Source organism: Streptomyces virginiae (assembly GCF_000720455.1).
GTDB classification, from domain to species: Bacteria; Actinomycetota; Actinomycetes; order Streptomycetales; family Streptomycetaceae; genus Streptomyces; species Streptomyces virginiae.
On sequence record NZ_JOAK01000003.1, the window covers coordinates 275,539 to 302,536 of the forward strand.

Annotated in this window: 23 protein-coding genes and 3 pseudogenes; 16 read left to right on the forward strand and 10 right to left on the reverse strand. The window is 73.7% G+C overall.

What is annotated here, in order from left to right; translation table 11 throughout:
• Positions 1–134: 134 nt before the first annotated feature.
• Entirely contained in the window at positions 135–1,139 is a 1,005-nt protein-coding gene (locus IG86_RS0106600; RefSeq protein ID WP_078905818.1) for an alpha/beta fold hydrolase, read from the forward strand.
• Positions 1,140–1,159: 20 nt separating this feature from the next.
• Here the strand turns inward: IG86_RS0106600 and IG86_RS0106605 are convergent, their stop codons facing one another.
• The gene (locus IG86_RS0106605) at positions 1,160–1,612 is read right to left on the reverse strand and encodes a nitroreductase family deazaflavin-dependent oxidoreductase (RefSeq protein WP_030895471.1); all 453 of its coding nucleotides are present in this window, start codon (positions 1,610–1,612) and stop codon (positions 1,160–1,162) included.
• Positions 1,613–1,650: 38 nt separating this feature from the next.
• The gene (locus tag IG86_RS38420) at positions 1,651–2,862 is read right to left on the reverse strand and encodes an FAD-dependent monooxygenase (RefSeq protein ID WP_045936502.1); all 1,212 of its coding nucleotides are present in this window, start codon (positions 2,860–2,862) and stop codon (positions 1,651–1,653) included.
• Positions 2,863–2,939: 77 nt separating this feature from the next.
• Here IG86_RS38420 and IG86_RS0106615 point away from each other — a divergent pair, with 77 nt between their 5' ends.
• Together IG86_RS0106615 and IG86_RS0106620 are read left to right on the forward strand one after the other, a co-directional pair.
• Positions 2,940–3,572 (forward strand): TetR/AcrR family transcriptional regulator, encoded by a 633-nt coding sequence (locus IG86_RS0106615; protein ID WP_030895475.1) that lies wholly within the window; start codon positions 2,940–2,942, stop codon positions 3,570–3,572.
• Between the two features lie 309 nt (positions 3,573–3,881).
• On the forward strand, positions 3,882–4,256 hold the full coding sequence (locus IG86_RS0106620; protein ID WP_030895477.1) for a VOC family protein: 375 nt from the start codon (positions 3,882–3,884) through the stop codon (positions 4,254–4,256).
• Positions 4,257–4,270: 14 nt separating this feature from the next.
• Here the strand turns inward: IG86_RS0106620 and IG86_RS0106625 are convergent, their stop codons facing one another.
• On the reverse strand, positions 4,271–6,208 hold the full coding sequence (locus IG86_RS0106625) for a serine hydrolase domain-containing protein (RefSeq protein WP_078905819.1): 1,938 nt from the start codon (positions 6,206–6,208) through the stop codon (positions 4,271–4,273).
• A 287-nt stretch (positions 6,209–6,495) separates the two neighbouring features.
• Here IG86_RS0106625 and IG86_RS0106630 point away from each other — a divergent pair, with 287 nt between their 5' ends.
• From IG86_RS0106630 to IG86_RS0106640, 3 genes are all read left to right on the forward strand, one after another.
• The gene (locus tag IG86_RS0106630) at positions 6,496–7,611 is read left to right on the forward strand and encodes an NAD(P)H-dependent flavin oxidoreductase (RefSeq protein WP_030895480.1); all 1,116 of its coding nucleotides are present in this window, start codon (positions 6,496–6,498) and stop codon (positions 7,609–7,611) included.
• A gap of 5 nt (positions 7,612–7,616) precedes the next feature.
• A complete protein-coding gene (locus IG86_RS0106635) occupies positions 7,617–9,200 on the forward strand; it encodes an acyl-CoA synthetase (RefSeq protein WP_051785041.1) in 1,584 nt (527 codons plus the stop codon).
• Positions 9,201–9,315: 115 nt separating this feature from the next.
• Positions 9,316–10,443: a calcium:cation antiporter gene (locus tag IG86_RS0106640; RefSeq protein ID WP_030895484.1), complete on the forward strand. Its 1,128-nt coding sequence runs from the start codon at positions 9,316–9,318 to the stop codon at positions 10,441–10,443.
• Between the two features lie 42 nt (positions 10,444–10,485).
• On the opposite strand, the gene IG86_RS0106645 is transcribed toward IG86_RS0106640, so the two are convergent.
• Entirely contained in the window at positions 10,486–12,954 is a 2,469-nt protein-coding gene (locus tag IG86_RS0106645) for a penicillin acylase family protein (protein WP_030895485.1), read from the reverse strand.
• Positions 12,955–13,111: 157 nt separating this feature from the next.
• Here IG86_RS0106645 and IG86_RS0106650 point away from each other — a divergent pair, with 157 nt between their 5' ends.
• Complete coding sequence (locus IG86_RS0106650) at positions 13,112–14,653, forward strand: fatty acyl-CoA synthetase (protein WP_051785001.1); 1,542 nt, start codon at positions 13,112–13,114, stop codon at positions 14,651–14,653.
• 54 nt (positions 14,654–14,707) lie between these two features.
• On the opposite strand, the gene IG86_RS0106655 is transcribed toward IG86_RS0106650, so the two are convergent.
• Both IG86_RS0106655 and IG86_RS45470 read right to left on the reverse strand, forming a co-directional pair.
• Positions 14,708–15,559: a YhjD/YihY/BrkB family envelope integrity protein gene (locus tag IG86_RS0106655; protein ID WP_030818355.1), complete on the reverse strand. Its 852-nt coding sequence runs from the start codon at positions 15,557–15,559 to the stop codon at positions 14,708–14,710.
• A 96-nt stretch (positions 15,560–15,655) separates the two neighbouring features.
• A complete protein-coding gene (locus IG86_RS45470; protein WP_030895490.1) occupies positions 15,656–15,988 on the reverse strand; it encodes a hypothetical protein in 333 nt (110 codons plus the stop codon).
• A 76-nt stretch (positions 15,989–16,064) separates the two neighbouring features.
• On the opposite strand from IG86_RS45470, the pseudogene IG86_RS38425 reads away from it, so the two are divergent.
• A pseudogene (locus IG86_RS38425) lies at positions 16,065–16,683 on the forward strand (LuxR C-terminal-related transcriptional regulator).
• Between the two features lie 33 nt (positions 16,684–16,716).
• Positions 16,717–16,913 (forward strand): annotated as a pseudogene (locus tag IG86_RS45475) (flavoprotein); the annotation flags it as partial.
• 107 nt (positions 16,914–17,020) lie between these two features.
• Here IG86_RS45475 and IG86_RS42880 read toward each other — a convergent pair.
• The 3 genes and pseudogenes from IG86_RS42880 to paaK form a co-directional block, all read right to left on the reverse strand.
• A complete protein-coding gene (locus IG86_RS42880; RefSeq protein WP_157854773.1) occupies positions 17,021–17,557 on the reverse strand; it encodes a hypothetical protein in 537 nt (178 codons plus the stop codon).
• Between the two features lie 8 nt (positions 17,558–17,565).
• A pseudogene (locus IG86_RS44170) lies at positions 17,566–17,708 on the reverse strand (cytidine deaminase); the annotation flags it as partial.
• Positions 17,709–17,715: 7 nt separating this feature from the next.
• The gene (gene paaK, locus IG86_RS0106675; protein WP_030895492.1) at positions 17,716–19,032 is read right to left on the reverse strand and encodes a phenylacetate--CoA ligase PaaK; all 1,317 of its coding nucleotides are present in this window, start codon (positions 19,030–19,032) and stop codon (positions 17,716–17,718) included.
• 116 nt (positions 19,033–19,148) lie between these two features.
• On the opposite strand from paaK, the gene IG86_RS0106680 reads away from it, so the two are divergent.
• Positions 19,149–19,997: an alpha/beta fold hydrolase gene (locus IG86_RS0106680; protein ID WP_030818349.1), complete on the forward strand. Its 849-nt coding sequence runs from the start codon at positions 19,149–19,151 to the stop codon at positions 19,995–19,997.
• Positions 19,998–20,058: 61 nt separating this feature from the next.
• On the opposite strand, the gene IG86_RS0106685 is transcribed toward IG86_RS0106680, so the two are convergent.
• Positions 20,059–21,696, reverse strand: a complete 1,638-nt coding sequence (locus IG86_RS0106685; protein WP_030818347.1) for an acyl-CoA synthetase — start codon at positions 21,694–21,696, stop codon at positions 20,059–20,061.
• Between the two features lie 187 nt (positions 21,697–21,883).
• On the opposite strand from IG86_RS0106685, the gene IG86_RS0106690 reads away from it, so the two are divergent.
• From IG86_RS0106690 to IG86_RS0106715, 6 genes are all read left to right on the forward strand, one after another.
• The gene (locus tag IG86_RS0106690) at positions 21,884–22,684 is read left to right on the forward strand and encodes a crotonase/enoyl-CoA hydratase family protein (RefSeq protein ID WP_030818345.1); all 801 of its coding nucleotides are present in this window, start codon (positions 21,884–21,886) and stop codon (positions 22,682–22,684) included.
• Between the two features lie 266 nt (positions 22,685–22,950).
• Positions 22,951–23,913 (forward strand): Zn-ribbon domain-containing OB-fold protein, encoded by a 963-nt coding sequence (locus tag IG86_RS0106695; RefSeq protein ID WP_030895495.1) that lies wholly within the window; start codon positions 22,951–22,953, stop codon positions 23,911–23,913.
• Entirely contained in the window at positions 23,913–24,986 is a 1,074-nt protein-coding gene (locus IG86_RS0106700; RefSeq protein ID WP_030895497.1) for a thiolase domain-containing protein, read from the forward strand. Before IG86_RS0106695 ends, IG86_RS0106700 begins: the two co-directional genes overlap by 1 nt.
• Positions 24,983–26,149: a thiolase domain-containing protein gene (locus tag IG86_RS0106705; RefSeq protein WP_030818338.1), complete on the forward strand. Its 1,167-nt coding sequence runs from the start codon at positions 24,983–24,985 to the stop codon at positions 26,147–26,149. The genes IG86_RS0106700 and IG86_RS0106705 overlap by 4 nt, the downstream gene beginning before the upstream one ends.
• A gap of 132 nt (positions 26,150–26,281) precedes the next feature.
• A complete protein-coding gene (locus tag IG86_RS0106710) occupies positions 26,282–26,509 on the forward strand; it encodes a DUF397 domain-containing protein (RefSeq protein WP_370466718.1) in 228 nt (75 codons plus the stop codon).
• A gap of 81 nt (positions 26,510–26,590) precedes the next feature.
• The gene (locus IG86_RS0106715; RefSeq protein ID WP_030818336.1) at positions 26,591–26,998 is read left to right on the forward strand and encodes an ACT domain-containing protein; all 408 of its coding nucleotides are present in this window, start codon (positions 26,591–26,593) and stop codon (positions 26,996–26,998) included.

Below are 26,998 nucleotides of genomic sequence, written 5' to 3' on the forward strand. Positions count from 1 at the left end.
CCGTCCGCTATATGCAGGTTTACCCCCGGCGCTTGCCTGCCGAGAATCCGGGCAAATCGTCCAGGGAGCGGACACGACCCAGGGCGTGTCCGAAACCAGACGGTCATGTGCGGGCCCCGCCTTGGGTGTTACCCATGCGTAACGCGAGTGGTGCGAGTGACGACAGTGGCGCGGAGCGTCCCGGTGGGCGGTCACGGCGCGGCGTACTGAAGGCGGCCGTCGCCGGAGCCGGAGCGGTCGCGGCGGTGGGGGCGGGAGCCTCCGCCGCGCACGCGGACACGCGGAGGCGGGGCGCCCCCGTCTTCGTCCTCGTCCACGGCTCCGGAAGCAACTCCTACGGCTGGAGCCCGGTCCTGCGGGAGCTGGGCCTGCGCGGCCACCGGGCGGTCGCGGTGGACCTGCCCGGCCACGGGCCCGGCGCCTACTTCCCCCTCTCCTACCAGGCCCCGCAGGACCTGGAGCGGCTGGCGACGGAGCCGTCGCCGATCGGTGCGGTGACGCTGGCGGACTTCACGGCCCACGTGGTCGAGGCCGTCCGCGCGGCGCAGCGCAACGGGCCGGTCGTCCTGGTGGGCCAGAGCCTGGGCGGCGTCACACTGAACGCGGTCGCCAACCAAGTGCCCGAGCTGATCTCCCACTTGGTGTACGCGTCCGCGTTCTGCCCGACCCGGCACCGCTCGGTGCTGGAGCTGATGACGACCCCGGAGGCCGCCTCCAGCGCGCTGTTCCGGATCCCCGGCTTCAAGACCCCGCCGGAGCTGGGCGTCAACCGGGTCAACTGGCGTTCCGCCGACCCCGTCTTCTACGCGGCGGTCAAGGACGCGCTGGCGGCCGACTGGACCGACGCGCAGGTGCGGGCCCTGCTCAACATCCTCGAACCGGACGAGTCCGCGGCGATCGGAGCCGCCGACGCCCGCGGGCTGCCCGACCGGTGGGGGCGCGTGCCGCGCACGTACCTGCGGTTCGGCGAGGACCGGGCCATCCCGCCCGCCCTCCAGGACCTGATGATCCGCGAGGCGGACGAGACGACCCCGCGCAACCGCTTCCACGTGCGGTCGCTGGCCGCGCCGCACGTCGGTCCGCAGGACGCGGCCGTGTGGGCGGACGAGCTGGAGCGCGTGGCACGCACCTGCTCCTGAGGCGGGGCCCGCCGGCGCGCCTATGCGGCGGCGGGCTCGATCACCACGATCGGGATCTCCCGGTCCGTCTTGGCCTGGTACTCGTCGTAGGCGGGCCAGAGCTTCACCATCACCGGCCAGTACGCGGCGCGCTCCTCGGCGTTCGCGGTGCGCGCCGTGCCCTGGAGGATCCGCGTCCCGACCTGGACGCGGACCTCGGGGTGCGCGCTCAGGTTGCGGAACCACAGCGGGTGCTCGTCGGCGCCGCCCTTGGAGGCGACCAGCAGGTAGCGGCCGTCGGCCTCACCGTAGATGAGGGGCGTGCGCACGGCGTTGCCGGAGACCCGGCCGACGGTGGTGAGCAGGAGGGTCTGGGTGCCGTTCCAGTAATGGCCCTCGGTGCCGCCGGACCCCACGTACTGCCTGACGTGCTCCAGTTGCCAGCTCCCGGCCCGCGGGTCGGTCGGGTGGTCCCAGTCGATTCCGGTCGTCATGGGTTTCGCCTGCCTTCGTGTCGAACGGTCAACGAACCTCACCAACGAGTGCCAACGCCCGTGGGTGCGGCGCCCATTCCGGCCGGAAGGGTGAACCCGTCGAAGACGTCGTCCAGCGCCCGGTGTGCGGCCCGGGCCGGGGTGGCGCGGACGGCGAGGTCGCGCAGGGCCACGGCCAGGGGGTGGGTGAGGGCGGCGACCCGGCCCGCGCGCCGGGCCCGGACACGGATGGCGTCGGTACGGGCGCAGCGGGCCGCGCTGTAGGCGGCCAGGGCCGCCGGAACACCGCCGGACCCGGTCCCGTCCAGCAGGTGGGCGAGGACCACCGCGTCCTCGACGGCCTGGCACCCGCCCTGCCCCAGGTTGGGCGTCATGGCGTGGGCGGCGTCGCCGAGCCAGGCCAGGCGGCCGTGGTGGAAGCGGGGGAGCGGGGCCGCCAGGTCGTACAGGTCGTGCTGGAGCACGGCCGCCGGGTCGATCCGCTCCAGCAGGGCCGGGACCGGGTCGTGCCAGGTGCCGTAGCGGCGCAGGAGTTCGGCGCGGACGTCGGCGGGACGGTATCCCTCGGGCGCGACGGCGGTGGCGTAGACGTAGGTCCTTCCGTCGGCGAGCGGGACCACGCCGAAGCGCTCGCCGCGGCCCCAGGTCTCGGCCGTCGCCGCCCCGGCCGGGCTCGCGGCGGCCGGCAGGACGGTGCGCCAGGCGGTCTCCCCGCTGTGGCGCAGTCCCGGGTGGTCCGGGAAGTACCGGCGGCGCAGCGGACTGTGGATGCCGTCCGCGGCGACCACGAGATCGGCGGAGCCGTCGAGGTCGCCGGCCGAGGTGCGCACGACGGGGAAGCCGTCGGCGCCGTCCACGGAGGTGACCGCGACGCCGTAGCGGATCGTTCCCCCGGGGAGCGCGGCGGCCAGGGCGTCGGCGAGGGCCGAGCGGTGCACGGCGAGCGGCGGGCCGCCGTAGCGGGCGGCCAGGGCGGCGGTGTCGGCGCGGCTCAGCCAGCGGCCGTCGGGACGGCGCAGGCCCATGGCGGCCGGAACGGTGCGGCCCGCCGCGCGGGTGAGGTCGAAGCCGATGGCGTCGAAGGCGCGCAGGGCGTTGGGGGCGAGGACGATCCCCGCGCCGACGGCGGCCGGGCCGGGCGCCCGCTCGCACACGGTCACCCGCCAGCCCTTGCGGTGCAGGGCCAGGGCCGCGGTGAGTCCGCCGATCCCCGCGCCTGCGACCACCGCGTGACGCTGAACTGCCGACATGACGGATCCCTGCCTTCCTCCAAGCCTCTACATATGTAGAGGACGATGGTTTCACTCTACAACTGTAGAGTGGTCCGATGTCCACCCCTCCCTCTGCTCCCACCGCTGATCGCAGAACGCTGATCGCCGACACCGCGATCGGCCTCGTGGCCGCCGCCGGGCTGCGGGGCCTGACCCACCGCGCGGTCGACGCGGCCGCGGGGCTGCCCGCGGGCAGCACCTCGTACTACTTCCGTACGCGGACGGCCCTGATCGGGGCCTGCTACCAACGGCTGGCCGAGCTGGACCTCGCGGACGTGGACGACGGGAGTCCGCCCGGGGCCGGGCTGCCGGCCCTCGCGGGGGCGGCGCCGGACCGGGAGGCGGCCGCGGCCGCGCTGGCCGGGCTGCTGTACCGCTGGCTGACGGTGGGGCGCGAGCGCCAGCTGGCCCGCTTCGAACTCAGCCTGGAGGCCGCCCGCAATCCGGACTTGGAGGCGGACTTCCACCGGGCGGGGCAGGGGGCCCGGTCCCGGGCGGCGGGCATCGTCGCCGCGCTCGGGTCCCAACGGCCGCAAGAGACCGCCGAACTGCTCGTCGCCTGGACGGAGGGGCTCCTCTACGACCGGCTGGCCGGGGCCCTGGCCCGCTCCCGCCCGGCACCGGACCTCGCCGAACTGACCGCCGTCGCCCGCCGGATGCTCGCCGCGGCCCTGACCGACCCTGCGTGAGGGATCCGGCGTGAGGAATCCGGCGGATCGGGTCCGGCGGATCCGGCCCGACGCGGAAGAGCCCCGCCGCACCGGGGGATGTGGCGGCGGGGCTCTTCCATCGGTACGCGCCGGCGGGTGCTAGGCGGGAGGGCCGGCGCGTTCCTCCTGGTGGAGTGTGCTCACGCTACGCCCGGCATGGCTGAAAATACACCCCTCCGCATGGCTTGATTCGCGCGTTCGCGGGGGCCACGATTTCCTGTTGGGCCCTGTCGGCGGACGGGAGTTCGGGGACGCGGCACGCCCCGGGGCGTGTCCTAGGATCCGCACATGATCGCTGAACTGCAGTGCGTGGTCCTGGACTGTCCCGAGCCGCGGGTGCTCGCCGATTTCTACCGGTCGCTGCTGGGCGGCGACGTCGACCGGCCGGACCGGCGCTGGTCCCTCGACGGGGACTGGTCGACGCTGCACACGCCGACGGGTCTGGTCCTCGCCTTCCAGCGGGCGACGGACCACGTTCCCCCGAAGTGGCCCGACCCCAGCCGGCCGCAGCAGTTCCACCTCGACCTCGGCGTCCCGGACCTGGACCGCGCGCAGGAGGAGGTGCTCGCGGCCGGCGGGACCCTGCTGGACGGTTCGGACGCGCGCGGCTGGCGGGTCTACGCCGATCCGGCGGGGCACCCCTTCTGCCTGGTGCGCGACTGACCCCGCCGGGCGGTTCAGTCCGCGGACCGGGTCCAGCCGACGGCCTCGACGAGGGCCGCGTCCTCGGGACGGTCCTCCGCGAACAGCAGCCGGGCCGGTTCCGCCACGCGTACGACGTCCACGTAGACCCCGCGGCCGACGTAGCGGCCGGTGGCGGTGTGACGGAACCGCAGCCGTACCTCGCGGCCCGCCCAGGCGGCCGTGAGGGGGGCCTCCAGGCGGTGCCAGATGCGCCCGGACCAGCCGCCGACCGAACCCCGCGGCCACTCCTCGGGGGCGCCGCCGGTGGACCGCAGCGTGGTGAACGCCAGCGGCGCCCAGTCCACGCCGTCCGCCGAGACCTCCAGGTGCAGGGCGCCTTCGCCGGGCACGGTGTCCCACCACACGGCGCAGCGCAGCCGGGCGGCGGCGGTGGCCGGGGTGAGCGGGGGCAGGGTGAGGGTGCCCGAGCCGCCGGGGGCGGTCCCGGAGAACCAGGCCGCGCCGCCGTGCCGCGTACGGACCGGGACGGCGCGGGCGAAGCGGTTGCCGACGGCGACCCGCGGAGCGCTGCCGGCCCGCCAGGTGCGTACGGGGTGGACGGAGTTGCCGAGCAGGATCAGGAAGGAGTCGGTGGAGGGGTCGAGGACGAGGGACGTGCCGGTGAAGCCGGTGTGGCCGGCCGAGTGCGGGGTGGCCATGGCGCCCATGTACCAGTGCTGGTAGAGCTCGAAGCCGAGGCCGTGGTCGTCGCCCGGGAAGGCCGTGTTGTAGTCGGTGAAGAGCAGCTCCACGGAGGCGGGGCGCAGGATGCGGCGGCCCGCGTAGGCTCCGCCGTCGAGGAGTGTGCGGGCCAGGACGGCCAGGTCCCAGGCGGTGCCGAAGACCCCGGCGTGGCCGGCGACCCCGCCGAGCGCGTACGCGTTCTCGTCGTGGACCTCGCCCCACACCAGGCCGCGGTCCAGGCCGGACCAGGGCGGTCGCTGCACCTCGGTGGCGGCGGTGACGCGGCGCCAGGAGAACGGCGGGTTGTAGCGGGTGCGGTGCATGCCGAGCGGAGCGGTGATCTCGTCGTGGAGCAGGACGTCCAGCGTGCGGCCGGTGATCCTCTCCAGGAGCAGTTGCAGCGCGATGAGGTTGAGATCGGAGTAGCGGTAGACCGACCCCGGGGTCTCCTGCGGCCTGACCGACCACAGCAGCCGCAGCCGCCCCTCACGCGTGGACTCCTGGTAGAAGGGCGCCCACGAGCGCAGCCCCGAGGTGTGCGTGAGCAGCTGACGGACCGTGATGATCTCCTTGCCGCCGCCGGTGAACTCCGGCAGGTAGCGGCGCACCTGGGCCTCCAGCTCCAGGCGTCCGCGCTCCATCTGCTGCACGGCGAGGATCGACGTGAACAGCTTGGTCAGTGAGGCCAGGTCGAAGACGGTGTCCTCGGCCATCGCGATCCGCTCGGCCGCGGGGAACTCCCGGACCCGGTCGGTCCGTCCGTCGTAGTCCGCGTAGCGGACGGCGTGGCCCATGGCCCGGTGCAGGGCGACGGTACGGCCCCGCCCGGCGAGGACCACCGCCCCCGCGTAGTAGGGGTGCTCGGGGGAGGGGCCCAGGAACCGCCGGGCCTCGTCCGCCACCGCCTCCAGGTGCCTCTCCAGCAGCCCGGCCTGGCGCGCGGACCCGTACCGCAGGCGCAGCCCCTGCAGGGCGCGCCGCTCCGCCGGGTTGCCCGAGCCCGCCGCGCCCGCCGCCCCGGGCAGCGCGGCGTGCAGGACGAGCACCCCGCCGAGCGCCAGCAGCCGCGCCCCGAGCCGCCGCCGGCTCAGCCCGCCGCGTCCCTTCGCGGGCACGCCGGTCGCTGCCTGCGCTGCCTGCGCGGCCCGCGGGGCTTCCCCGCGCTCGTGCGGTTGCGCTCGGCCGGCGCCGCCCGTCCCTTCCGTGCCGACCTCCGCCACCACTTCGGCCCCCGTGTCCGCTGCCATGTCCGGCCCTCCTCGTCCGCAACCCGCAACCCGCAACCCGCAACCCGCAGTGCCTTCCGGACGTGCGTCTCCCCGCGCCCGCACCGGCGGCGGCCGGCCCCCTGCGCCTGTCGGGCGCGCCGCAGGCGAACGGGCCCCGGGCCTCCCGGATCCGCCGAGCGTGCCGCAGGCTAGTGGGTATGTGCCCGCCCCTCGGGCACCCTCCCCACCGACCGGGCCGTAAAGAATCTGACACTGCATCAGAAAATCTCTTCCCTCGCTCGCCGGGCTGCGGCATCCTGCCGCCCATGGAGACGGAGCTGAGCAGGAAACTGGGAGTCGAGCACGCCATCTTCGGCTTCACTCCCTTCCCGGCGGTCGCCGCCGCGATCACCCGGGCGGGTGGTTTCGGCGTACTGGGCGCAGTCCGCTACACCGCCCCCGACGACCTGGGGCGCGACCTCGACTGGATGCAGGCGCACACCGACGGCAAGCCCTACGGCCTGGACGTCGTCATGCCCGCCAAGAAGGCCGTCGACGGCGTCAGCGAGGCCGACATCGAGGCGATGATCCCGGCCGGGCACCGCGCCTTCGTCCGCGACACCCTCGCCAAACACCACGTGCCCGAACTCGCCGAGGGCGAGGCCTCCGGCTGGCGCATCACCGGCTGGATGGAGCAGGTCGCCCGCAACCAGCTCGACGTCGCCTTCGACTACCCGATCAAACTCCTGGCGAACGCCCTCGGTTCCCCGCCCGCCGACGTCATCGCCCGCGCCCACGACCACGGCGTCCTCGTCGCCGCCCTCGCCGGCAGCGCCAAACACGCCCGACGCCACGCCGAGGCCGGCATCGACGTCGTCGTCGCCCAGGGCTACGAGGCCGGCGGCCACACCGGCGACATCGCCACCATGGTCCTGGTCCCGGAGATCGCCGAAGCCGTCGCACCGCTCCCGGTCCTCGCCGCCGGCGGCATCGGCAGCGGCGAGCAGATCGCCGCCGGCCTCGCCCTCGGCGCACAGGGCGCCTGGCTCGGCTCGCTCTGGCTCACCACCACCGAGGCCGACCTCCACTCGCGCGCCCTCACCGAGAAGCTCCTCGCCGCCGGCTCCGGCGACACCGTCCGCTCCCGCGCCCTCACCGGCAAGCCCGCCCGTCAGCTGCGCACCGAGTGGACCGACGCCTGGGACGACCCGGAGGGCCCCGGTGCGCTCCCCATGCCGCTCCAGGGCCTCCTCGTCGCCGACGCCGTCTCCCGCATCCAGAAGTACGAGGTCCAGTCGCTGCTCGGTACGCCCGTCGGCCAGATCGTCGGCCGGATGAACAGCGAACGCAGCGTCCAGGCCGTCTTCGACGAGCTCACCAGCGGCTTCGAGACGGCGATCGACCGCATCAACCGCATCGCCGGCCGAGTCCGAGAGGCGTGACCGCCATGACCGCCACCACGTCCACCGCACAGGCAGCCGGCCAGCAGCCCCCCAACGGCTTCTGGGCCCAGGCCGCCGCCGACCCCGGACGCACCGTCCTGACCGCCCCCGGCGGCGAGGAGTGGAGCGCCGGCCGGCTGCACGCCGACGTCAACCGGCTCGTCCACGGGCTGCGCGCCGCCGGGCTGGAGGAGGGCGACGTCTTCGCCGTCGTCCTTCCCAACGGCGTCGAGTTCCTGACCGCCTACCTCGCCGCCTCACAGGCCGGCTTCTACCTCGTCCCCGTCAACCACCACCTCGTGGGCCCCGAGATCGCCTGGATCGTCTCCGACTCCGGTGCCAAGGTCCTGATCGCCCACGAGCGCTTCGCCGACGCCGCCACCGCCGCGGCCGACGAGGCCGCCCTGCCCGCGAGCCACCGCTACGCGGTCGGAGCGGTCCCGGGCTTCCGGGCGTACGGCGAACTCCTGGACGGGCAGCCCGCCACCCCCCCGGCGCAGCGCACCCTCGGCTGGGTCATGAACTACACCTCCGGCACCACCGGCCGCCCGCGCGGCATCCGCCGCCCCCTGCCCGGCAAGCTCCCGGAGGAGACCTACCTCGGCGGCTTCCTCGGCATCTTCGGGATCCGGCCCTTCGACGGCAACGTCCACCTGGTCTGCTCACCGCTCTACCACACGGCCGTCCTGCAGTTCGCGGGCGCAGCCCTGCACATCGGGCACCCGCTCGTCCTCATGGACAAGTGGACCCCGCAGGAGATGCTGCGCCTGATCGACGGCCACGGCTGCACCCACACCCACATGGTGCCGACCCAGTTCCACCGGCTGCTCGCCCTGCCGCAGGAGACGAAGGACGCCTACGACGTCTCCTCGATGCGGCACGCCATCCACGGCGCCGCGCCCTGCCCCGACCACGTCAAGCGGGCGATGATCGACTGGTGGGGCGGCTGCGTGGAGGAGTACTACGCGGCGAGCGAGGGCGGCGGCGCCTTCGCGACCGCCGAGGACTGGCTCAAGAAACCGGGAACCGTCGGCAGGGCCTGGCCGATCAGCGAGCTGGCCGTATTCGACGACGACGGCAATCGGCTGCCCCCGGGCGAACTGGGCACCGTCTACATGAAGATGAACACCGGCGGCTTCAGCTACCACAAGGACGAGGGCAAGACGAAGAAGAACCGCATCGGGGACTTCTTCACCGTCGGCGACCTCGGACTGATGGACGAGGAGGGCTACCTCTTCCTCCGCGACCGCAAGATCGACATGATCATCTCCGGCGGGGTCAACATCTACCCCGCCGAGATCGAGTCGGCCCTGCTCACCCACCCGGCCGTCGCGGACGCCGCCGCCTTCGGCATCCCGCACGCCGACTGGGGCGAGGAGGTCAAGGCCGTCATCGAACCGGCGGAGGGCTTCGTGGCCGGCGACGCCCTGGCCGCGGAGATCCTGCACCACTGCGAGCGGCAGCTCGCCGGGTACAAGCGGCCCAAGACCGTCGACTTCATCCAGGCGATGCCGCGCGACCCGAACGGCAAGCTCTACAAGCGGCGCCTGCGCGACCCGTACTGGGAGGGCCACGAGCGCGCGATGTGAGCGTGGGCGCGGCGACGCCGGCCGTGCCGCGGAGATCCGTGAGAAATGCCACGTCAAGCGGGTGGAGGCGCGCCGTGCGACGCACCGGGGGGACACATCTGGCAAGTTGGAAGATATGGGTACGACGAAGCGCAGATCCCCCCTGACCGACTGGACCGTCCTGGTCCCCGTGGTGGCGCTGGTCGCGCTGGTCTTCAGCTGGGGGCGGGACCTACCCGGCTTCGCGGTGGTGCTCGTCGCCCTGTGCCTGGCCGGCGCGGTCCTGGCGGCCGTCCACCACGCGGAGGTCGTCGCCCACCGGGTGGGCGAACCCTTCGGGTCCCTCATCCTCGCCGTCGCGGTCACCGTCATCGAAGTGGCCCTCATCGTCACCCTGATGGCCGACGGCGGAGACAAGACCGCCTCCCTGGCCCGGGACACCGTCTTCGCCGCCGTCATGATCACCTGCAACGGCATCGTCGGCGTGTCCCTGCTCGTCGGCGCCCTGCGCAACCGGGTCGCCGTCTTCAACCCCGAGGGCTCCGGCGCCGCGCTGGCCACCGTCGCCACCCTCGCCACCCTCAGCCTGGTCCTGCCGACCTTCACCACGAGCAAGCCCGGCCCGGAATTCTCCACCGCGCAGCTGACCTTCGCCGCCGTCGCCTCGCTCGCCCTCTACGGGCTGTTCGTCGCCGTCCAGACGGTCCGCCACCGCAACTACTTCCTGCCCGTGGACACCGGCCGAGACGCCGGCCGAGACAACGGCCGGCAGGACGACCGGCAGGACGACCACGCGGAGCCGCCCACCGCCCGCGCCGCCCTGCTCAGCCTCGGCCTGCTGCTCGTCGCGCTCGTCGCGGTGGTCGGCGACGCCAAGGCCGTCTCCCCGACCATCGAGACGGCCGTGGCCAAGGCCGGCCTGCCCCAGGCGGTCGTCGGTGTGATCATCGCCCTGCTCGTGCTGCTGCCCGAGACCCTCGCCGCCGTCCGCGCCGCCCGCCGCGACCGCGTGCAGACCAGCCTCAACCTCGCCTACGGATCCGCCATCGCCAGCATCGGGCTGACCATTCCGGCGATCGCGCTGGCCTCGATCTGGCTCTCCGGCCCGCTCCTGCTCGGCCTCGGCGCGGTCCACATGGTGCTGCTCGCCCTGACCGTGGTGGTCAGCGCGCTCACCCTGGCGCCGGGCCGCGCCACGCTGCTCCAGGGCGGGGTGCACATCGTGGTCCTGGCCGCGTACCTCTTCCTGGCCGTCAGCCCGTGAGGGGCGGCCGGGGCCGGGGCCGGGAAGAGGCCGCGGCCCCGGTCACCGCCGCTCGCGGACCAGCACCACCTTCAGCTGCGGCGAGGTGAGGACGTCCCGCTCGCAGAACCGCGCCCGGACCCAGCGCTCCTGGGAGAACAGCCGGGTCTGGTCCGCGTGGTACGGCGACCCCGGGTTCGAGGACTGCCCGTACGTCAGCAGGGTGCGCGCCACCGGGCAGGAGCTGCCGTCCCAGCCGACCGCCTGGATGTGGCTGGACCCGTTCGAGACGTCCGGGTATCCGCCGGCCGGCGCGTCCCATCGCGCCTCGACCTTGTTCCAGACGCCGAGCGCCTCCGTACCGCCGCCGACCGGCAGCTTCCGGCCGTCCCGGACCACGAACTGGTGCTCGCCCAGCGGGGCGTCCAGCCCGATGCCGGCCGTCTTCAGCTCGGCCACGGTGTCCGCGAGCGCCCGTCCGATGCCGGGCACGGCCCGGTTGAGCGTACGCGGCGTGTGCACCGGGTCGGCGGCCGAGAACGGCACCAGCCAGAGGTCCGCGGGCGGGGTCGACGCCGTCAGCCTGCGCCAGAACCGGTCGAAGAGCAGCGCGCCGCGGCTGGCGCCGTCCGTCGTACGGTCCCAGCGCGCCAGCACCGGGCAGGCGGCGGAGACGTCCACCACCGAGCCGTCGCTCGCCGTGGCCGTACCGCCGGGCAGGGCGGAGCAGGCCTTCGCCGCGTCCGCCGCCGCCAGGTCGCCGGCCGGCGCCCGGTTCGCGAACTGCTGCTCCTGCAGGTCGGCCACCGTCAGCCGGCCCTTCGCGGCCATCGCCGACACGTCCTCGACCGCCCCGCGCGTCCGCATCGAGCGCGGGGCGGCGACATTGCCCCAGATCCGCTCGTAGCCGGTGATCGGCCGGTCGGCATTGGCCAGCCAGGCACTGTCGTTGGAGTTCTCGGCGTACGGGGCGTCGCGCAGCGTCGGCGCCTTCCCCGGGCCGAACACGCCCGGCTGCACCGCGTCGGCGTCCGAGCCGAGCGCGCAGTCGCCGCGCGCACCGTCCAGCACCGCCAGCCCCGAGGCCGGGTACGTGGCCCTGCCCAGCGGGGTGGAGCAGCGGGCGGCGAGGTCGTCGGTGATCCGGGGGAGCACCTGCGTCTGGGTGAAGAGCGTGCCGCCCGCCGAGTCGGCGGCCACCGTGTTGACCCAGGGCAGGCCCTGGGTGCGTGCCAGGGCGTCCTGGATCCCGGCGACCGAGCGGGCCCTGCCCAGGGCGAGGGCGGTGTCGGAGCCGCGCAGGTTCGACGCGTTGGGGTCGTTCAGCGCGTACGCCGACCGGCTGGTCCAGGGCAGCGGCAGGGCGGCGCCGAGGTTCGTCACCACCGGGCCGTAGCGGGTCCACCACTGGGTGCGGGTGACCGGATCGCCGCCCGTCACGGGTACGGTGACGGTCCGCCGGGTCATCTTCTGCGGCACCCCGTCCACCAGGTAGGCGGTCGGATCCGCGGGGTCGAGGGTGAGTTCGTGCAGGTTGACCGGGGTGCCGGTCGCCACCGTGTGGCTCCAGGCCACTTTCTCGTTGAAGCCGATGCCGACCGCGGGCATGCCCAGCAGCGAGCCGCCGGAGACGTTCAGCTCGCCGGGGATGGTCTGCTGCGACTGCCAGAAGCGGCGCCCGCCCTGCCACGGATAGTGCGGGTTGCCGAGCAGCAGACCGCGGCCGTTCGCCGTCGTGGACCCCGAGAAGGCCACCGCGTTGGAGCCCATGTCGTACCGGCTCGTGTCGAAGAACGCCCGCGCGGCCGCCGCCGCGGCGGCCGGATCCGCCTCCTGCCGGGCGGCCGTACGGGCTCCGCCGGCCGGGGGCGGGGCCGGTGCCGGCGGCTGGGCGGCCGTGATCCCGTCGATGGTGCGTCCCTCACCGCCGAGGACCGCGATCGCGAAGCCGCGGGCGGCCACGTCGGCGGTGGTGACCGGGCGGAGCCAGCCCGCACCCCTGCAGGCCGGGTCGGTGACCTCGTTCTGGGCGAGCCAGGCGTTGTAGCCGGCGGCCCAGCCCCGCATCAGCTCCTTGAGGTCCTTGCTCGGGCCGGCCGGGGCCGGCGTCTTCAGCAGCTTCTCCACGGTGCCCGACTCGCGGACGCCCTTGAAGTACAGGTCGCTGGAGAGGTTCCGGGTGACGGAGGAGAGCGATCCGTCGGTCGGGGCGTCCTGCCCGAACCAGCGCGAGCGCTCGCCCGAGACCGTCACGAACCCGTCCGCGAGGACGCAGACCTGGTCCGCCGCCTGCGCCCAGCCCGTACCGAAGCCGATCTGCGCGTAGTCGCGGCCGAGGATGTGCGGGATGCCGTTCTCGGTGTAGCGGATGACGGCGGACAGACCGCCGCCGGCCGGTATCCGCTCGTCGGGCGCCGCCTGGGCCGGGGCCCGGGCCTGGGCGTGGGCCGGTGGGACCACGGCCGTCGCGGCGAGCAGGGCAGCCCCGGCGAGGGCGGCGCGACGGAGCGTCGAACGCGTACTGCGGTGCAACGTACCTCCCAAGTGGCCTGCGAACGGCCGTGGTCACCCGATGGAATGGCGGTGCGTGGCGTGCCCCCACACTCATTCAGGTGCACTGACGACCTGTCAACATCCCGCTTGGTATCCGGTCATTGACCCCGCGCCGCCCGGCGGCGAGGATCACGCCATGACGTCAGCGCGAGCGGGGCAGACAGGGCCGGCGGCCGGAGCCGTGCGGGACAACACCGTCGACGGGCTGGTCCACGACAGCGCGCGGCGGGTCCCCGACCGCCTCGCCGTCCGCTACGCCGGGCGCGCCTGGACGTACGGAGAACTCGACGCGGCCGTCACCACGGGGGCGGCCGTCCTGCGCGAGCGGTACGGGCTGGCCGCCGGTGACCGCGTCGCCACCTACGCCCACAACTCCGACGCCTACCTCCTGGCCTTCCTGGCCTGTGCCCGGGCCGGGCTCACCCACGTCCCGGTCAACCAGAACCTCACCGGCGAGGACCTCGCGTACATCCTGGACGACTCCGGGAGCACCCTCGTCCTGGCCGACCCCGGCCTGGCCGGACGGATCCCCGACGGGTACCCCGTACGGCCCTTGCGCGACGCCCCCGGCTCCTTCCTCGACGGGCTGGCCGAGCCGCTCCCCTTCGAGCCCGACCGCGACCAGGGCAGCCTGGCGCAGCTCCTCTACACGTCGGGGACCACCGCCCTGCCCAAGGGCGCGATGATGACCCACCGGGCCCTCGCCCACGAGTACGAGAGCGCGATCGAGGCGCTGGACCTGGCCGAGGAGGACCGGCCGCTGCACTCCCTGCCGCTGTACCACTCGGCGCAGATGCACGTCTTCCTGCTGCCGTACCTGGCGGTGGGGGCCCGCAACACCGTCGTGGACGCACCGGTCGCCGAGCAGGTCTTCGACCTCGTCGAGGCGGGGGAGGCGGACAGCCTGTTCGCCCCGCCGACGGTGTGGATCGGCCTCGCCAACCATCCGCAGTTCGCCGCGCGCGAGCTGGGCGGGCTGCGCAAGGCGTACTACGGGGCCTCGATCATGCCCGTCCCGGTCCTGGAGCGGCTGCGCGACCGGCTGCCGGGGCTCGCCTTCTACAACTGCTTCGGCCAGAGCGAGATCGGCCCGCTGGCCACGGTGCTCGGCCCCCGGGAACACGAGGGGCGGATGGACTCCTGCGGGCGCCCGGTGCGCCACGTGGAGGCCAAGGTCGTCGACGAGGACGGCAAGGACGTACCGGACGGCACCGCGGGCGAGGTCGTGTACCGCTCGCCGCAGCTCTGCCTGGGCTACTGGAACGACCCCGCCGCGACGGAGAGGGCCTTCCGGGACGGCTGGTTCCGTTCGGGCGACCTCGCGGTCCGGGACGCCGAGGGCTACTTCACGGTCGTGGACCGGGTGAAGGACGTCATCAACTCGGGCGGGGTACTGGTCGCCTCGCGGCAGGTGGAGGACGTCCTCTACACCCATCCGGGCGTGGCCGAGGCGGCGGTGGTCGGGCTGCCCGACGAGCGGTGGATCGAGGCGGTGACGGCGGTGGTGGTGCCGCGCGGGGAGGTGACGGAGGCGGAGCTGATGGGCTACGCCCGGGAGAAGCTCGCCCACTTCAAGGCCCCGAAGCGGGTGCTGTTCGTGGACGCGCTCCCGCGCAACGCCAGCGGCAAGATCCTCAAGCGGGAGCTGCGGGACCGCTTCGGAGCGCCGGGCCGCTGAGAGTCCGGTCCGGTCGGTCCAGTCGGTCCGGTCGGGCCCGCCGGTCCGGTGCCGTCACTCCGGTCCCGGAGGGTGACGGGCTTCGTCCTCGGGGAGGAGGCCGCTGCGCCGCAGGCGCCGCAGGGTGAGGTGCTCGTGCACGAGGCGGCCGACGAGCGCGCCGCCGTAGACCACGAAGCCGACGCCGACGAGCCAGGACTGGACGACCAGCAGTGTCCCGAAGGGCCCGTAGGTCACGGCGTTCGACGCGATGAGCGGCGAGAACACCAGCTGCGAGAAGATCCGCAGCCCGAGCAGCCCGATGCTGGTGGCCACCGCTCCCGGGACCAGGGCCCGCCAGCGGACCCGGCCGCCGAGCAGCAGGCGCTGCGAGCCCACGAAGAACAGACAGGTGCCGAAGAGGTCGCCGAGCGTGCCGAGGACCGTGCCGATCGCGTCGTCGGACGGCGCGGGAATCACCACGAGCAGCGCGAGGTAGCAGACCAGCAGGGCGAGCCAGACGACGTGCCGCCACATGGTGTGCCAGCGGGCGGTCGGCAGGTCCCACACCTTCTCGTAGCCGGTCTGCACGGCCGAGCCGAAGGTCAGGCCGAACACGGCGAGGGCGGCCAGCCCGAAGGCCGTGGTCCGCTGCAGCGCCAGGTCCGCCGCGCCGAAGACCATCTCGATCCTGGTCCGCGAGGACGCCGTCACCCCGAGGGCCTGGCCGAGCCAGCGGCCGAAGCCGGAGCCGCTCCCGGGCGCCGCGGCCGCCACGACCACCAGCAGCGGCACCAGGGTGAGGAACCCGAGGGCCGCGAAGCCCATCGCCCGGTGCATCAGCTCCATCTCCCGGCCACGGCTCCAGGCCAGCCCGACGTAGGAGCCCTGGAGCCGGTCGTGGAGCCGCCGGAGGGTCGAGGTCACGCCTCATGCACTACCCGGACGGGCCCGTCGGCTCCCGTGAGCCGGACCGAATTGAGCCCGAAGGGGTGGTTTCGACCGTCCGGCCCGGCGTCGGCGTCACATCCGGCTCGCGGGCACCGTGTCCTTGGCCACCAGCGTGTCGCCGGCCCAGCAGAGCCGGTAGGGGTCGACCTGGCCCAGCAGATCACCGGCGGAGCGGTAGAACTCGCAGGCGCTACCGGGCGGCCGCGGCGCGGCCCGGGCGCGGTCCGGTGGGTGCGGGTACGGGCGGGGCGGCAGCAGACGGGCGAGTTCGGCGCGGGACCGGCCGGTCTCCAGCTCGCCGAACCGGGACGGCGGCTGCACGCTCGTTGTCAGCTGCCAGGCCAGGTAGAGGGCGGCTGGTACGAAGACCGCGGCCGCGGCGAGGGGCGCCGCCGGGGCGGCCACCGAGCGGCGGCGGGCGGCGCGCCGGACATCGGCGAGCAGCCGGGCGGACTCCAGGGGAGCGGCGGCGCCGGCGCCGGTGCCGGTGCCGGTGCCGCTGTCCGGGCCGGTGCCGGCCCCGGTCCCGGTGGCCGTGTCCGTTCCCGTACGGTCGCTTCCGGCGGCCCGGGCCGGGGCCTGGTGCGGCAGGACGGCCGTGACGCGGAATCCGCCCCGGTACGGGCTGTCGGCGGTGGCGCGGTTGCACCAGGAGCTGCCGGCGGTCGGTGTGGTCATGCTGACGACCTTCGGCCAGGACGAATACATCAACCGGGCCCTGGAGGAGGGCGCCGACGGGTTCCTGCTCAAGGCGGACGACCCGAGGGAACTGCCGGGCGGGGTGCACGCGGTGGGGGCCGGCGGGGGCCTATCTGTCCCCGCGCGTGGCCGGCCGGGTCGTCGCCGGACTGCGCGCGCACCGGGCGGCCCATCCCCAAAGGCCGCTGGAGCGGCTCACGGAACGGGAACGCGAGGTGCTGGCGGGGCTCGGGTCAGGACTGTCCAACGCGGAGATCGCCGGCCGCCTGCACCTGGTCGAGGGCACCGTGAAGGCACACGTCAGCGCGGTGCTCGGGAAGCTGGGCGCGCGCAAGCGGGTGGAGGCGGCCATCGCCGCCTACGAGGCGGGCCTGGTCGCGCGAGGCCCCGGCCCGCGCTGACCCGCCGCCCGCCCGTCCGGTCAACCGGGGGCCATGACACGCACGCTGTACCTCTTCGGTTCGGCCGCCCCGCCGGTCTTCGACGCCGCCCGCGTGATCGAGGACGCTCAGGCGCGCGGCTGGGACGTGTGCCTGGGGCTGACCCCGACGGCCTGGCGGCGCTCACCGGGCGCCCGGTCCGCAGCCGGTACAAGCGGCCGACGGACCCGGACGTGTGGCCCGGGGCGGAGGGCCCGCACCCGCCGGGCCGGGGCGGCGCGGAACCGTACCCGTGGTCCCTGGCCCTGGACGCCGTGGGCGACCTCGTCCGGGACGTCCCCCAGAGCCGAAGGCCTGTCTACCAGCAGCTGATGGGCGAGCCGTCGAGTTCCGCTTCGGCGGACCACGAGAACCAGGTGCGGGCTTCGACTCCGAGCAGGGACGCGGGGTGCGGTTCCATGCCGTAGATCTCGCGGAGCATCTCGGGTGAGTCGAAGGAGAGGGTGATGCTCGGCCGGTCGGCGGATTCGAAGCAGAAGACGGCGACGCGGCCGTCCGGTCCCGTGTCCAGGTCGTCCACCGGGCGCCATCCCGCCGCCGGCGCCTCCCGGCCGTAGAACTCAAGCACTTCCTTCCTGGTCCCGCCGTAGGCGTAGAACCGCGTCGCGGAGAGCCAGGCGCCGGCGGTGTCGTCGACGCAGTCGGCCCCGGCCCACGGACCGCCGACGGACACGGCACCCTTCGGACGCAGTTCCAGAGCGGGCAGCTGGTCGAGCTCGGCCACGGCCGCCTCTGTTGCCTTGCACGTCTCGAACGGGGGAAGGAGGGCGCATCCGCTCAGGCTGGTTCCGATGAGCGCATACGCCAACAGCGCCCGCCCGGCAATCATGTTCATGGCGGGATTATGGCGGGCATGGTTTCCAGCGCGTAGACGCCCTGGGTGGCCGCCGTGCCGATGAGGGCCAGTTCGGGCACGGACCGCCCGTGCAGTGGTGACCGTTCACCGCGGTGACGATCCGGCCGTCCCGCGCACGGGCCGCAGCCGCCCTGTCGTCAGCCCGTCGGGTGCCGGTCCGTGGTCCGGAGGTCGACCAGTCTCTTGATCTTGCCCACCGAGCGCTCCAGGGTCTCCGGGTCGACCACCTCGACCCGGACGGAGACGCCGATCCCCGCCTTGACCGCCTGGACCACATCGGCCGCCGCTGCCTCCCGCAGGGCGGCGTCCGACTCCCGTCGCGCCTCCACCCGCACCGTCAGGGTGTCCATCCGGCCCTCCCGGGCCAGCCTCAGCTGGAAGTGCGGTGCCAGCCCCGGCGTGCGCAGGAGGATCTCCTCGATCTGCGTCGGGTACAGGTTCACCCCGCGCAGGATGATCATGTCGTCGCTGCGGCCCGTGATCTTCTCCATCCGTCGGAAGGCCGGCCGGGCCGTGCCGGGAAGCAGCCGCGTCAGGTCCCGGGTGCGGTAGCGGACGACCGGCATGGCCTCCTTGGTGAGCGAGGTGAACACCAGCTCACCCGGCTCGCCCTCCGGCAGCACCGCGCCCGTCAGGGGATCGACCACCTCGGGATAGAAGTGGTCCTCCCAGATGTGCAGGCCGTCCTTGGTCTCGACGCACTCCTGCGCCACGCCGGGACCGATGACCTCGGACAGGCCGTAGATGTCCACCGCGTCCATGTCGAGGCGCTCCTCGATCTCCCGGCGCATCTCCTCGGTCCACGGCTCCGCGCCGAATATCCCCGTCCGCAGCGAGGTGGTGCGCGGGTCGATGCCCTGGCGCTCCATCTCGTCCAGCAGGGTCAGCATGTAGGAGGGCGTCACCATGATGACCTCCGGCCTGAAGTCCTCGATGAGCCGGACCTGGCGGTCCGTCATCCCGCCCGAGGCGGGCACGACCGTACAGCCGAGGCGCTCGGCGCCGTAGTGCGCGCCCAGGCCGCCCGTGAACAGGCCGTAGCCGTAGGCGATGTGGACGATCTGGCCGGGTCTGCCGCCGGCCGCCCGTATCGAACGGGCCACGACGTCGGACCAGGTGGAGAGGTCCCCATCGGTGTATCCGACGACGGTCGGACGGCCGGTGGTGCCGCTCGAGGCGTGGATGCGGCGCACCTCGGAACGCGGCACCGCGAACATCCCGAAGGGGTACTGGTCGCGCAGATCGGCCTTGGTCGTGAGGGGGAACAGGGAGAGATCGGCCAGGGAGCGGCAGTCGTCCGGATGCACACCGGCCTTGTCGAAGGCCTGCCGGTAGAACGGCACCCGCTCGTACACGCGGTGCAGGGTCGCCCGCAGCCGGGTGAGCTGGAGGGCTGCCAGCTCGTCGCGGCTCAGCCGCTCGCCGTCGTCCTGGAATCCCGCCTGCGCCGCCATGTCGTCACCCCATCGTGAGTAGACCCAAGAAGCCGACCGATCATTCGGTAGATTGCCAGGACTCCGCAGGTTAAAACAATGACTCGAACGAGTGATCGTCTGATCTGATGGCCTCCATGCCGACCTTCTCCGCCTACGACGGGACCGAACTCGCCTACCGCACCCTGGGGGAGGGGCCGCCGCTGGTCTGCCTCCCCGGCGGTGCCATGCGCGCCTCGCGCTACCTGGGGGACCTCGGGGGACTGGCCGCCGGCCGCACTCTGATCCTCCTCGACCTGCGCGGCACCGGCGACTCCGCGGTGCCCGCCGACGAGTCGACGTACCGCGCGGACCACCAGGTCGCCGACGTCGAGGCGCTCCGCGCCCACCTGGGCCTGGAGCGCATGGACCTCCTGGCCCACTCGGCCGGCGGCAACCTGGCCCTGCTGTACGCGGCCGCGCATCCGCAGCGGCTGGGCCGGACCGTCCTGGTCACCCCCACCGCCTGGGTGCTGGACCTCGCGAGCACCGCGCAGGACAGGCTGGCGGCGGCCCGCCTCAGGGCGGGGACCGAACCGTACGACACGGCTCTGGAGGCCTACGGGCGCATCCTGGGCGGCGCCGACACGGACGAGGACTGGGACCGAGCGGCGCCCCTCTTCTACGGGCGCTGGGACGGGACCGCCCGGGCCCACTACGCCGCGGGCGAGCACGAGCAGAACGAGAAGGCGGCCGCGGCCTTCACCGGCCCGGGCGCCTGCGACCCGCACGCCATCCGCGCGGCCCTGCGCCGGCTCGCGGGGGAGGTGCTCGTGCTGGCGGGCGAACTGGACGGCAACCCGCCCCCCGGGCTCGCGGAGCGGATCGCGGCGGCCCTGCCCGCCGGCCTGCTCGACGTCCAGCCCGCCGCAGCGCACTTCCCGTGGCTGGACGACCCCGCCCGCTTCGCCGGGCGCGTCGAGCGCTTCCTGGCCACCGGCGCCTGAACGGGCGGGTCCGGATCGAGGCCGCGCCGTGCGCGCCGCCGATCCGGACCCGCCCGCGGGTTCAGCCCGCCGTGCCGGTGTCCGCCTCGGTCGCGACCGCCTTCGCCCAGCGGTAGTCCGCCTTGCCGCTGGGGGAACGCTGTATGGCCGGTGTGACGACCAGCTGCCGCGGGATCTTGTAACCCGCCAGCCTGGTGCGGCAGTGGCTCTGGATCGCGTCCAGGGTCGGCGCCTCGGCTCCCGGCCTCACCTGCACCACCGCCGCCACGTGACTGCCCCAGGTCGGGTCCGGGACCCCGGCCACCAGGGCGTCGTACACGTCGGGGTGCGACTTCAGCGCCTGCTCGACCTCTTCCGGATAGACCTTCTCGCCGCCCGTGTTGATGCACTGCGAGCCGCGGCCGAGCACCGTGACGATGCCCCGTTCGTCGACGGTCGCCATGTCGCCGAGGAGCACCCAGCGCTCCCCGCCCTTCTGGAAGAAGGTGTCGGCGGTCTTCTCCGGGTCGTTGTAATAGCCGAGCGGCACGTGGCCGCGCTGCGCGAGGCGCCCCGGCTCGCCGACCGCCACCGGCTCGTGCGTCACCGGGTCCACCACCTGCGTACGGTCGTTGACCTCCAGGCGGAAGCCCTTCTCCGGGCCGGAGTCGTCCGTGGCCCGGCCGTTGGACCCGGACTCGGAGGACCCGAAGTTGTTCAGGAGCAGGACGTTCGGCACCAGCCTCTGGAACTCGGCGCGCACCGTCTCGGACATGATCGCGCCCGAGGAGGAGACGCTGAACAGCGACGACAGGTCGGTCCCCCGGAGCGGACCGTTCAGGGCGTCGATGAGCGGCCGGAGCATCGCGTCGCCGACGAGCGACACGCTCGACACCTTCTCCTTCTCGATCGTGCGCAGCACCTCCTCGGGAGCGTACTTGCGGTGGATGACCACCCGCTGGCCGTAGTTGAAGGCGATGAACGAGGTCAGTGTCGACGTCCCGTGCATCAGCGGGGGAGCCGGGAAGAAGGTGAGCCCCGCGCCGCGCGCCGCCACCCGCTCCGCCAGTTCCTCCGGCCGCTTCACCGGCTCGCCCGAGGGCTCGCCGCCGAAGAGTCCCGCGAAGAAGAGGTCCTCGGCCCGCCACATGACGCCCTTGGGCATGCCCGTGGTCCCGCCGGTGTAGATGATGAACAGGTCGTCGGCGCTGCGCGCCGGGAACCCGCGCCCGGGCGACCCGGCCGCCTCCGCGTCCGCGTACGCCACCGGCGCGACCGACGGCTCCGGAGCCCCCTCGGGCACCTCGCCGACCCGGATGAGGTGACGCAGCTTCGGCGTCTTCGGCAGCGCGGCCGCCACCCGCTCGGTGAACTCGCCCTCGAAGACCAGCGCGGCGAGATCGGCGTCGTTGTAGAGGTAGACCAACTCCTCCTCCACGTACCGGTAGTTGACGTTCACCGGCACCAGCCGGGCCTTCAGGCAGGCCAGGACGGTCTGGAGGTACTCGATCCCGTTGTAGAGGTGCAGGCCCAGGTGCTCACCGGCCGTCAGGCCGCTGTCCAGCAGGTGGTGCGCGATCCGGTTCGCCGCCGTGTCCAGCTCCGCGTACGTGAGGCGGCGCTCGGCGCCCGTACCGGGGTGGTCCACGTACACGAGGGCCTCGCGGTCCGGGACCACGTCCACGACCGACTCGAACAGGTCGGCAAGGTTGTACTCCACCGTTCCTCCTGACCCCGTTGTTCCCGATGACTGGCCCCGTGGCCGGCTGCTCGGCGGTCATTAGAGCGCCGTGGCCGGCAACTGGGAAGGGGCGCCGCCCAAGAAATCTGACTGAGTGTCAGAAAACTATTGAACTGCACCCTCCCCTACTGCAACCTGTTCTAGGTCTTGAGACGGGAGGACGGCAATGGGTGGGACGGAACACCTGACCGTGGAACGCCGCGGCGCCACGCTGGTGCTCACCATGAACAGGCCCGAGGCGAAGAACGCGCTCTCGCTGCCGCTGCTGGTGGGGCTGTACGACGGCTGGCTGGAGGCGGACGCCGACCACGAGATCCGCTCCGTGGTCCTGACCGGCGCGGGCGGCGACTTCTGCGCCGGCATGGACCTCAAGGCCCTGGCCGGCAAGGGCATGGCGGGCGACCAGTACCGGGACCGCCTCAAGGCCGACCCCGACCTGCACTGGAAGGCGATGCTCCGCCACCACCGGCCGCGCAAGCCGGTGATCGCGGCGGTGGAGGGCTACTGCGTGGCCGGCGGCACCGAGATCCTCCAGGGCACCGACATCCGGGTGGCGGCCGAGGGCGCCACCTTCGGGCTCTTCGAGGTCAAGCGCGGGCTCTTCCCGATCGGCGGCTCCACCGTGCGGCTGCCCCGGCAGATCCCGCGCACGCACGCCCTGGAGATGCTGCTGACCGGACGCCCGTACTCCGCCGAGGAGGCCGCACGGATCGGGCTCGTCGGACGCGTCGTCCCGGACGGGACGGCGCTCGACGCGGCCCTGGAGATCGCCGAGCGGATCAACGCCTGCGGGCCGCTCGCGGTCGAGGCGGTCAAGGCGTCGGTCTACGAGACCGCCGGGCTGACCGAGCGGGAGGGGCTGGCGTCGGAACTCCTGCGGGGATGGCCGGTCTTCGACACGGCCGATGCGAAGGAGGGGGCGCGGGCCTTCGCGGAGAAGCGGCCGCCGGTGTACCGCCGGGAGTAGCCGCCCCCGTTGCCGCGTCGCGCCCCGCAGGCGGGCGGATCCGCCCGCCGGGACGCGGCCCCGGAGCCGCGCCGGAAGCCGGAAGCCGGAAGGAAGCCGGAAGCCGAACGCCGGCGGGGCCGGGTCCCCGCCCGCCCCGCCCCGGGGCGCGAACGCCGGCGAAGCCGAAAGGTCTCACCAGCAGGGCGGGAGCCGGCGCCCCGGAGCCTCCGGCCGCGCCGCCGGATCCCGCCCGCACCCGGAATCAACCGCATCGGAGAGCCACCATGACAGCTGCCTCCCCACCGGAGGTGCTCCGCGCGCCTCTCGTCGTCGAGTTCCCCTTCACCCGGTCCCTCGGGCCCGTCCAGAGCGCCTTCCTCACCGGCCTGCGCGACGGCGTCGTGCTCGGCGTGAAGACCTCGGACGGCCGGGTGGCGGTCCCGCCCGTCGAGTACGACCCCGTCACCTCCGAAGAGATCCGCGAACTCGTCGAGGTCGCCGCCACCGGCACCGTCACCACCTGGGCCTGGAACGACCGGCCCCGCCCCCAGCAGCCCCTGGGCACCCCCTTCGCCTGGGTCCTGGTCAAGCTCGACGGCGCCGACACCGCGCTCCTGCACGCCCTCGACGCCCCCGGCCCCGACGCCGTGCGCACCGGTATGCGCGTACGCGTCCGCTGGGCCGCCGAACGCACCGGAGCCATCACCGACATCGCCTGCTTCGAGCCGTACGACGGCCCCGCCCCCAAAGCCGGGCCCGCCCCGCACGACGGCGTCTTCCAGGACCCCGTCACCGGCATCGTCGCCGAGGCCCGCCTGGACTACGTCTACAGCCCCGGCCGCGCCCAGACCGCCTACATCAACGCCCTCTCCGAGCAGCGGACCGTCGGCGAGCGCTGCCCCTCCTGCCACAAGGTGTACGTCCCGCCGCGCGGCGCCTGCCCCACCTGTGGGGTCGCCACCACCGACCAGGTCGAGGTCGGCCCGGCCGGCACCGTCACCACCTTCTGCATCGTCAACATCAAGGCGAAGAACCTCGACATCGAAGTCCCCTACGTCTACGCCCACATAGCCCTCGACGGCGCCGGCCTCGCCCTCCACGGCCGGATCGGCGGCATCCCCTACGACCAGGTCCGCATGGGCCTGCGCGTCGAGCCCGTCTGGACCGAAGGCGGCCGCTACCCCGACCACTACCGCCCCACCGGCGAGCCGGACGCGGACTACGACGCGTACAAGGAGCTCATCTGATGACCGGGCCCAGGACGAGCAGGTACGCACGCGACGTGGCCGTCGTCGCCTTCGCGCAGAGCGACCACCTGCGCCGCACCGACGAGCTCAGCGAAGTCGAGATGGTCATGCCGGTCCTCCACCAGGTGCTGGCCGCCACCGGACTGAAGGCCGGCGAGATCGGCTTCACCTGCTCCGGGTCCAGCGACTACCTGGCGGGCCGCGCCTTCTCCTTCACCATGACCCTCGACGGGGTCGGCGCCTGGCCACCGATATCCGAGTCCCACGTCGAGATGGACGGCGCCTGGGCCCTCTACGAGGCCTGGGTCAAGATCCAGACCGGCGAGGCGGACACCGCGCTCGTCTACTCGTACGGGAAGTCCTCGCCCGGATCCGTGCGCGACGTCCTCACCCGCCAGCTCGACCCGTACTACCTCGCCCCGCTGTGGCCCGACTCGGTGGCCCTCGCCGCCCTCCAGGCCCAGGCCCTCGTCGACGCGGGCGAGACCGACGAGCCCGCCCTGGCCGCCATCGCGGCGCGCAGCCGGGCCGACGCCGGGGCCAACCCGCACGCCCAGCTGCGCGGCGCCGTCCCGCAGGGCGACTACCAGGTCCGGCCGCTGCGCACCGGGGACTGCCCGCCCGTCGGCGACGGCGTGGCCGCGGTGGTCCTGGCCGCCGGCGACCTCGCGCGGCAGCTGTGCGACCGCCCCGCCTGGATCACCGGCATCGACCACCGCATCGAGGCGCACGGCCTGGGCCTGCGCGACCTCACCGACTCCCCGTCCACCCGGATCGCGGCGCAGCGGGCCGGGCTCTTCGACGCCCCCGTGGACACGGCGGAACTGCACGCCCCGTTCTCCTCCCAGGAGGTGGTGCTCCGCAAGGCCCTCGGGCTCGGCGACACCGTCGCCGTCAACCCCTCCGGCGGGGCGCTCGCCGCCAACCCGATGATGGCTGCCGGCCTGATCCGCATCGGGGAGGCGGCCGCCCGCATCCACCGCGGCGCATCCGACCGGGCCGTGGCCCACGCCACCTCCGGCCCCTGCCTCCAGCAGAACCTGGTCGCCGTCCTGGAAGGGGACACAAGGTGAGTAAAGAGCCCGTGGCCGTCGTCGGCATCGGCCAGACCAAGCACGTCGCCGCCCGCCACGACGTGTCCATCGCCGGACTCGTCCGCGAGGCCGCCACGCGCGCCCTCGCCGACGCCGAACTGACCTGGGCCGACATCGACGCGGTCGTCATCGGCAAGGCCCCCGACTTCTTCGAGGGGGTGATGATGCCGGAGCTGTACCTGGCCGACGCGCTCGGCGCCGTCGGCAAGCCGATGCTGCGCGTGCACACGGCCGGCTCGGTCGGCGGGTCCACCGCGCTCGTCGCCGCCAACCTCGTCGCCGCCCGCGTCCACCGCACCGTCCTCACTCTCGCCTTCGAGAAACAGTCCGAATCGAACGCCATGTGGGGGCTCTCCCTGCCCGTCCCCTTCCAGCAGCCCCTGCTCGCAGGCGCCGGCGGCTTCTTCGCCCCGCACGTGCGCGCGTACATGCGGCGCACCGGCGCGCCCGACGGGGTCGGCTCGCTGGTGGCGTACAAGGACCGGCGCAACGCGCTGAAGAACCCGTACGCGCACCTGCACGAGCACGACATCACCCTGGAGAAGGTCCAGGCCTCGCCGATGCTGTGGGACCCGATCCGCTACTCCGAGACCTGCCCGTCCTCCGACGGCGCGTGCGCGATGGTCCTCACCGACCGTGCGGGCGCGGCCCGTTCGCCGAAGCCGCCCGCCTGGGTGCACGGCGGCGCGATGCGCAGCGAACCCACCCTCTTCGCCGGCAAGGACTTCGTCTCCCCGCAGGCGGGCAAGGACTGCGCCGCCGACGTCTACCGGCAGGCCGGTATCACCGACCCGCGCCGGGAGATCGACGCCGTCGAGATGTACGTGCCGTTCTCCTGGTACGAGCCGATGTGGCTGGAGAACCTGGGCTTCGCCGAGGAGGGCGAGGGCTGGAAGCTCACCGAGGCCGGGGTCACCGAGATCGACGGGGACCTCCCGGTCAACCCGTCCGGCGGTGTGCTGTCCACCAACCCGATCGGCGCGTCCGGCATGATCCGCTTCGCCGAGGCGGCCCTCCAAGTGCGCGGCCGGGCCGGGGAACACCAGGTCCCGGGAGCCCGCCGGGCACTGGGGCACGCCTACGGCGGCGGCGCGCAGTTCTTCGCCATGTGGCTGGTGGGGGCGCAGGAACCCACCACCTGAACGCGGCCGCCCGTCCCGCCCGGGTGCCGCACCGGTCACGAGTGACTCACCGTGGCCTGTGCGGCACCCGCCGCGATGGTTAACCTGGCCCCCGGACGACGTACCGGGAGGAGCACGCACGTGGCCGAGAGCATGACTTCACAGCCCCTCGCTGGCTGGGGGAAGCCGGACCTCGATCTCACCGAGGCGGACTGGCAGTCGAGCAGCCGGGGAGCGGGTGACGTCCAGATCGCCTTCGTCGAGGGCTTCATCGCGATGCGCAACAGCGAGCGCCCCGAGAGCCCCTCCCTGATCTTCTCGCCGGACGAGTGGCACAAGTTCGTGCTGAACGCCCGGGGCGGGGAGTTCGACCTCACCTGACCGCCCGCCACGCCACGCCCCGCCCCGCCCCGCCGGGGCGGGGCCGGCCGCGGGAGCCGGCGCGATCGGTAGGGTTGCCGCATGAGCGGAGAGAGCGACCTGCGGAAACTGCTGAGCGGGATGCGGCCCGAACTGAACGACGGCGTGTACGTGTTCTGCACCGTCCCCGGGGGCGCCGTGCCCGCCGGGACGGCACCCGTCGCCACCGTCCTGGAACCCGAGGGCCTCACCCTCGTCCTGCGCCAGGAGGAGGCCGACGCCGCCGGTCTCGCCTACGACTACACCGCCGGGTGGATCACCCTGCGGATCCACTCCGCGCTCGACGCCGTCGGCCTCACCGCGGCCTTCGCCGCCGAACTGGGCTCCCACGGCCTGAGCTGCAACGTCATCGCCGGATACCACCACGACCACCTCTTCGTGGCGGCCGACCGCGCCGCCGAGGCCGTGGCCGTTCTCGAAGCCCTCGCGACACGTTCCGGGCAGGACTGA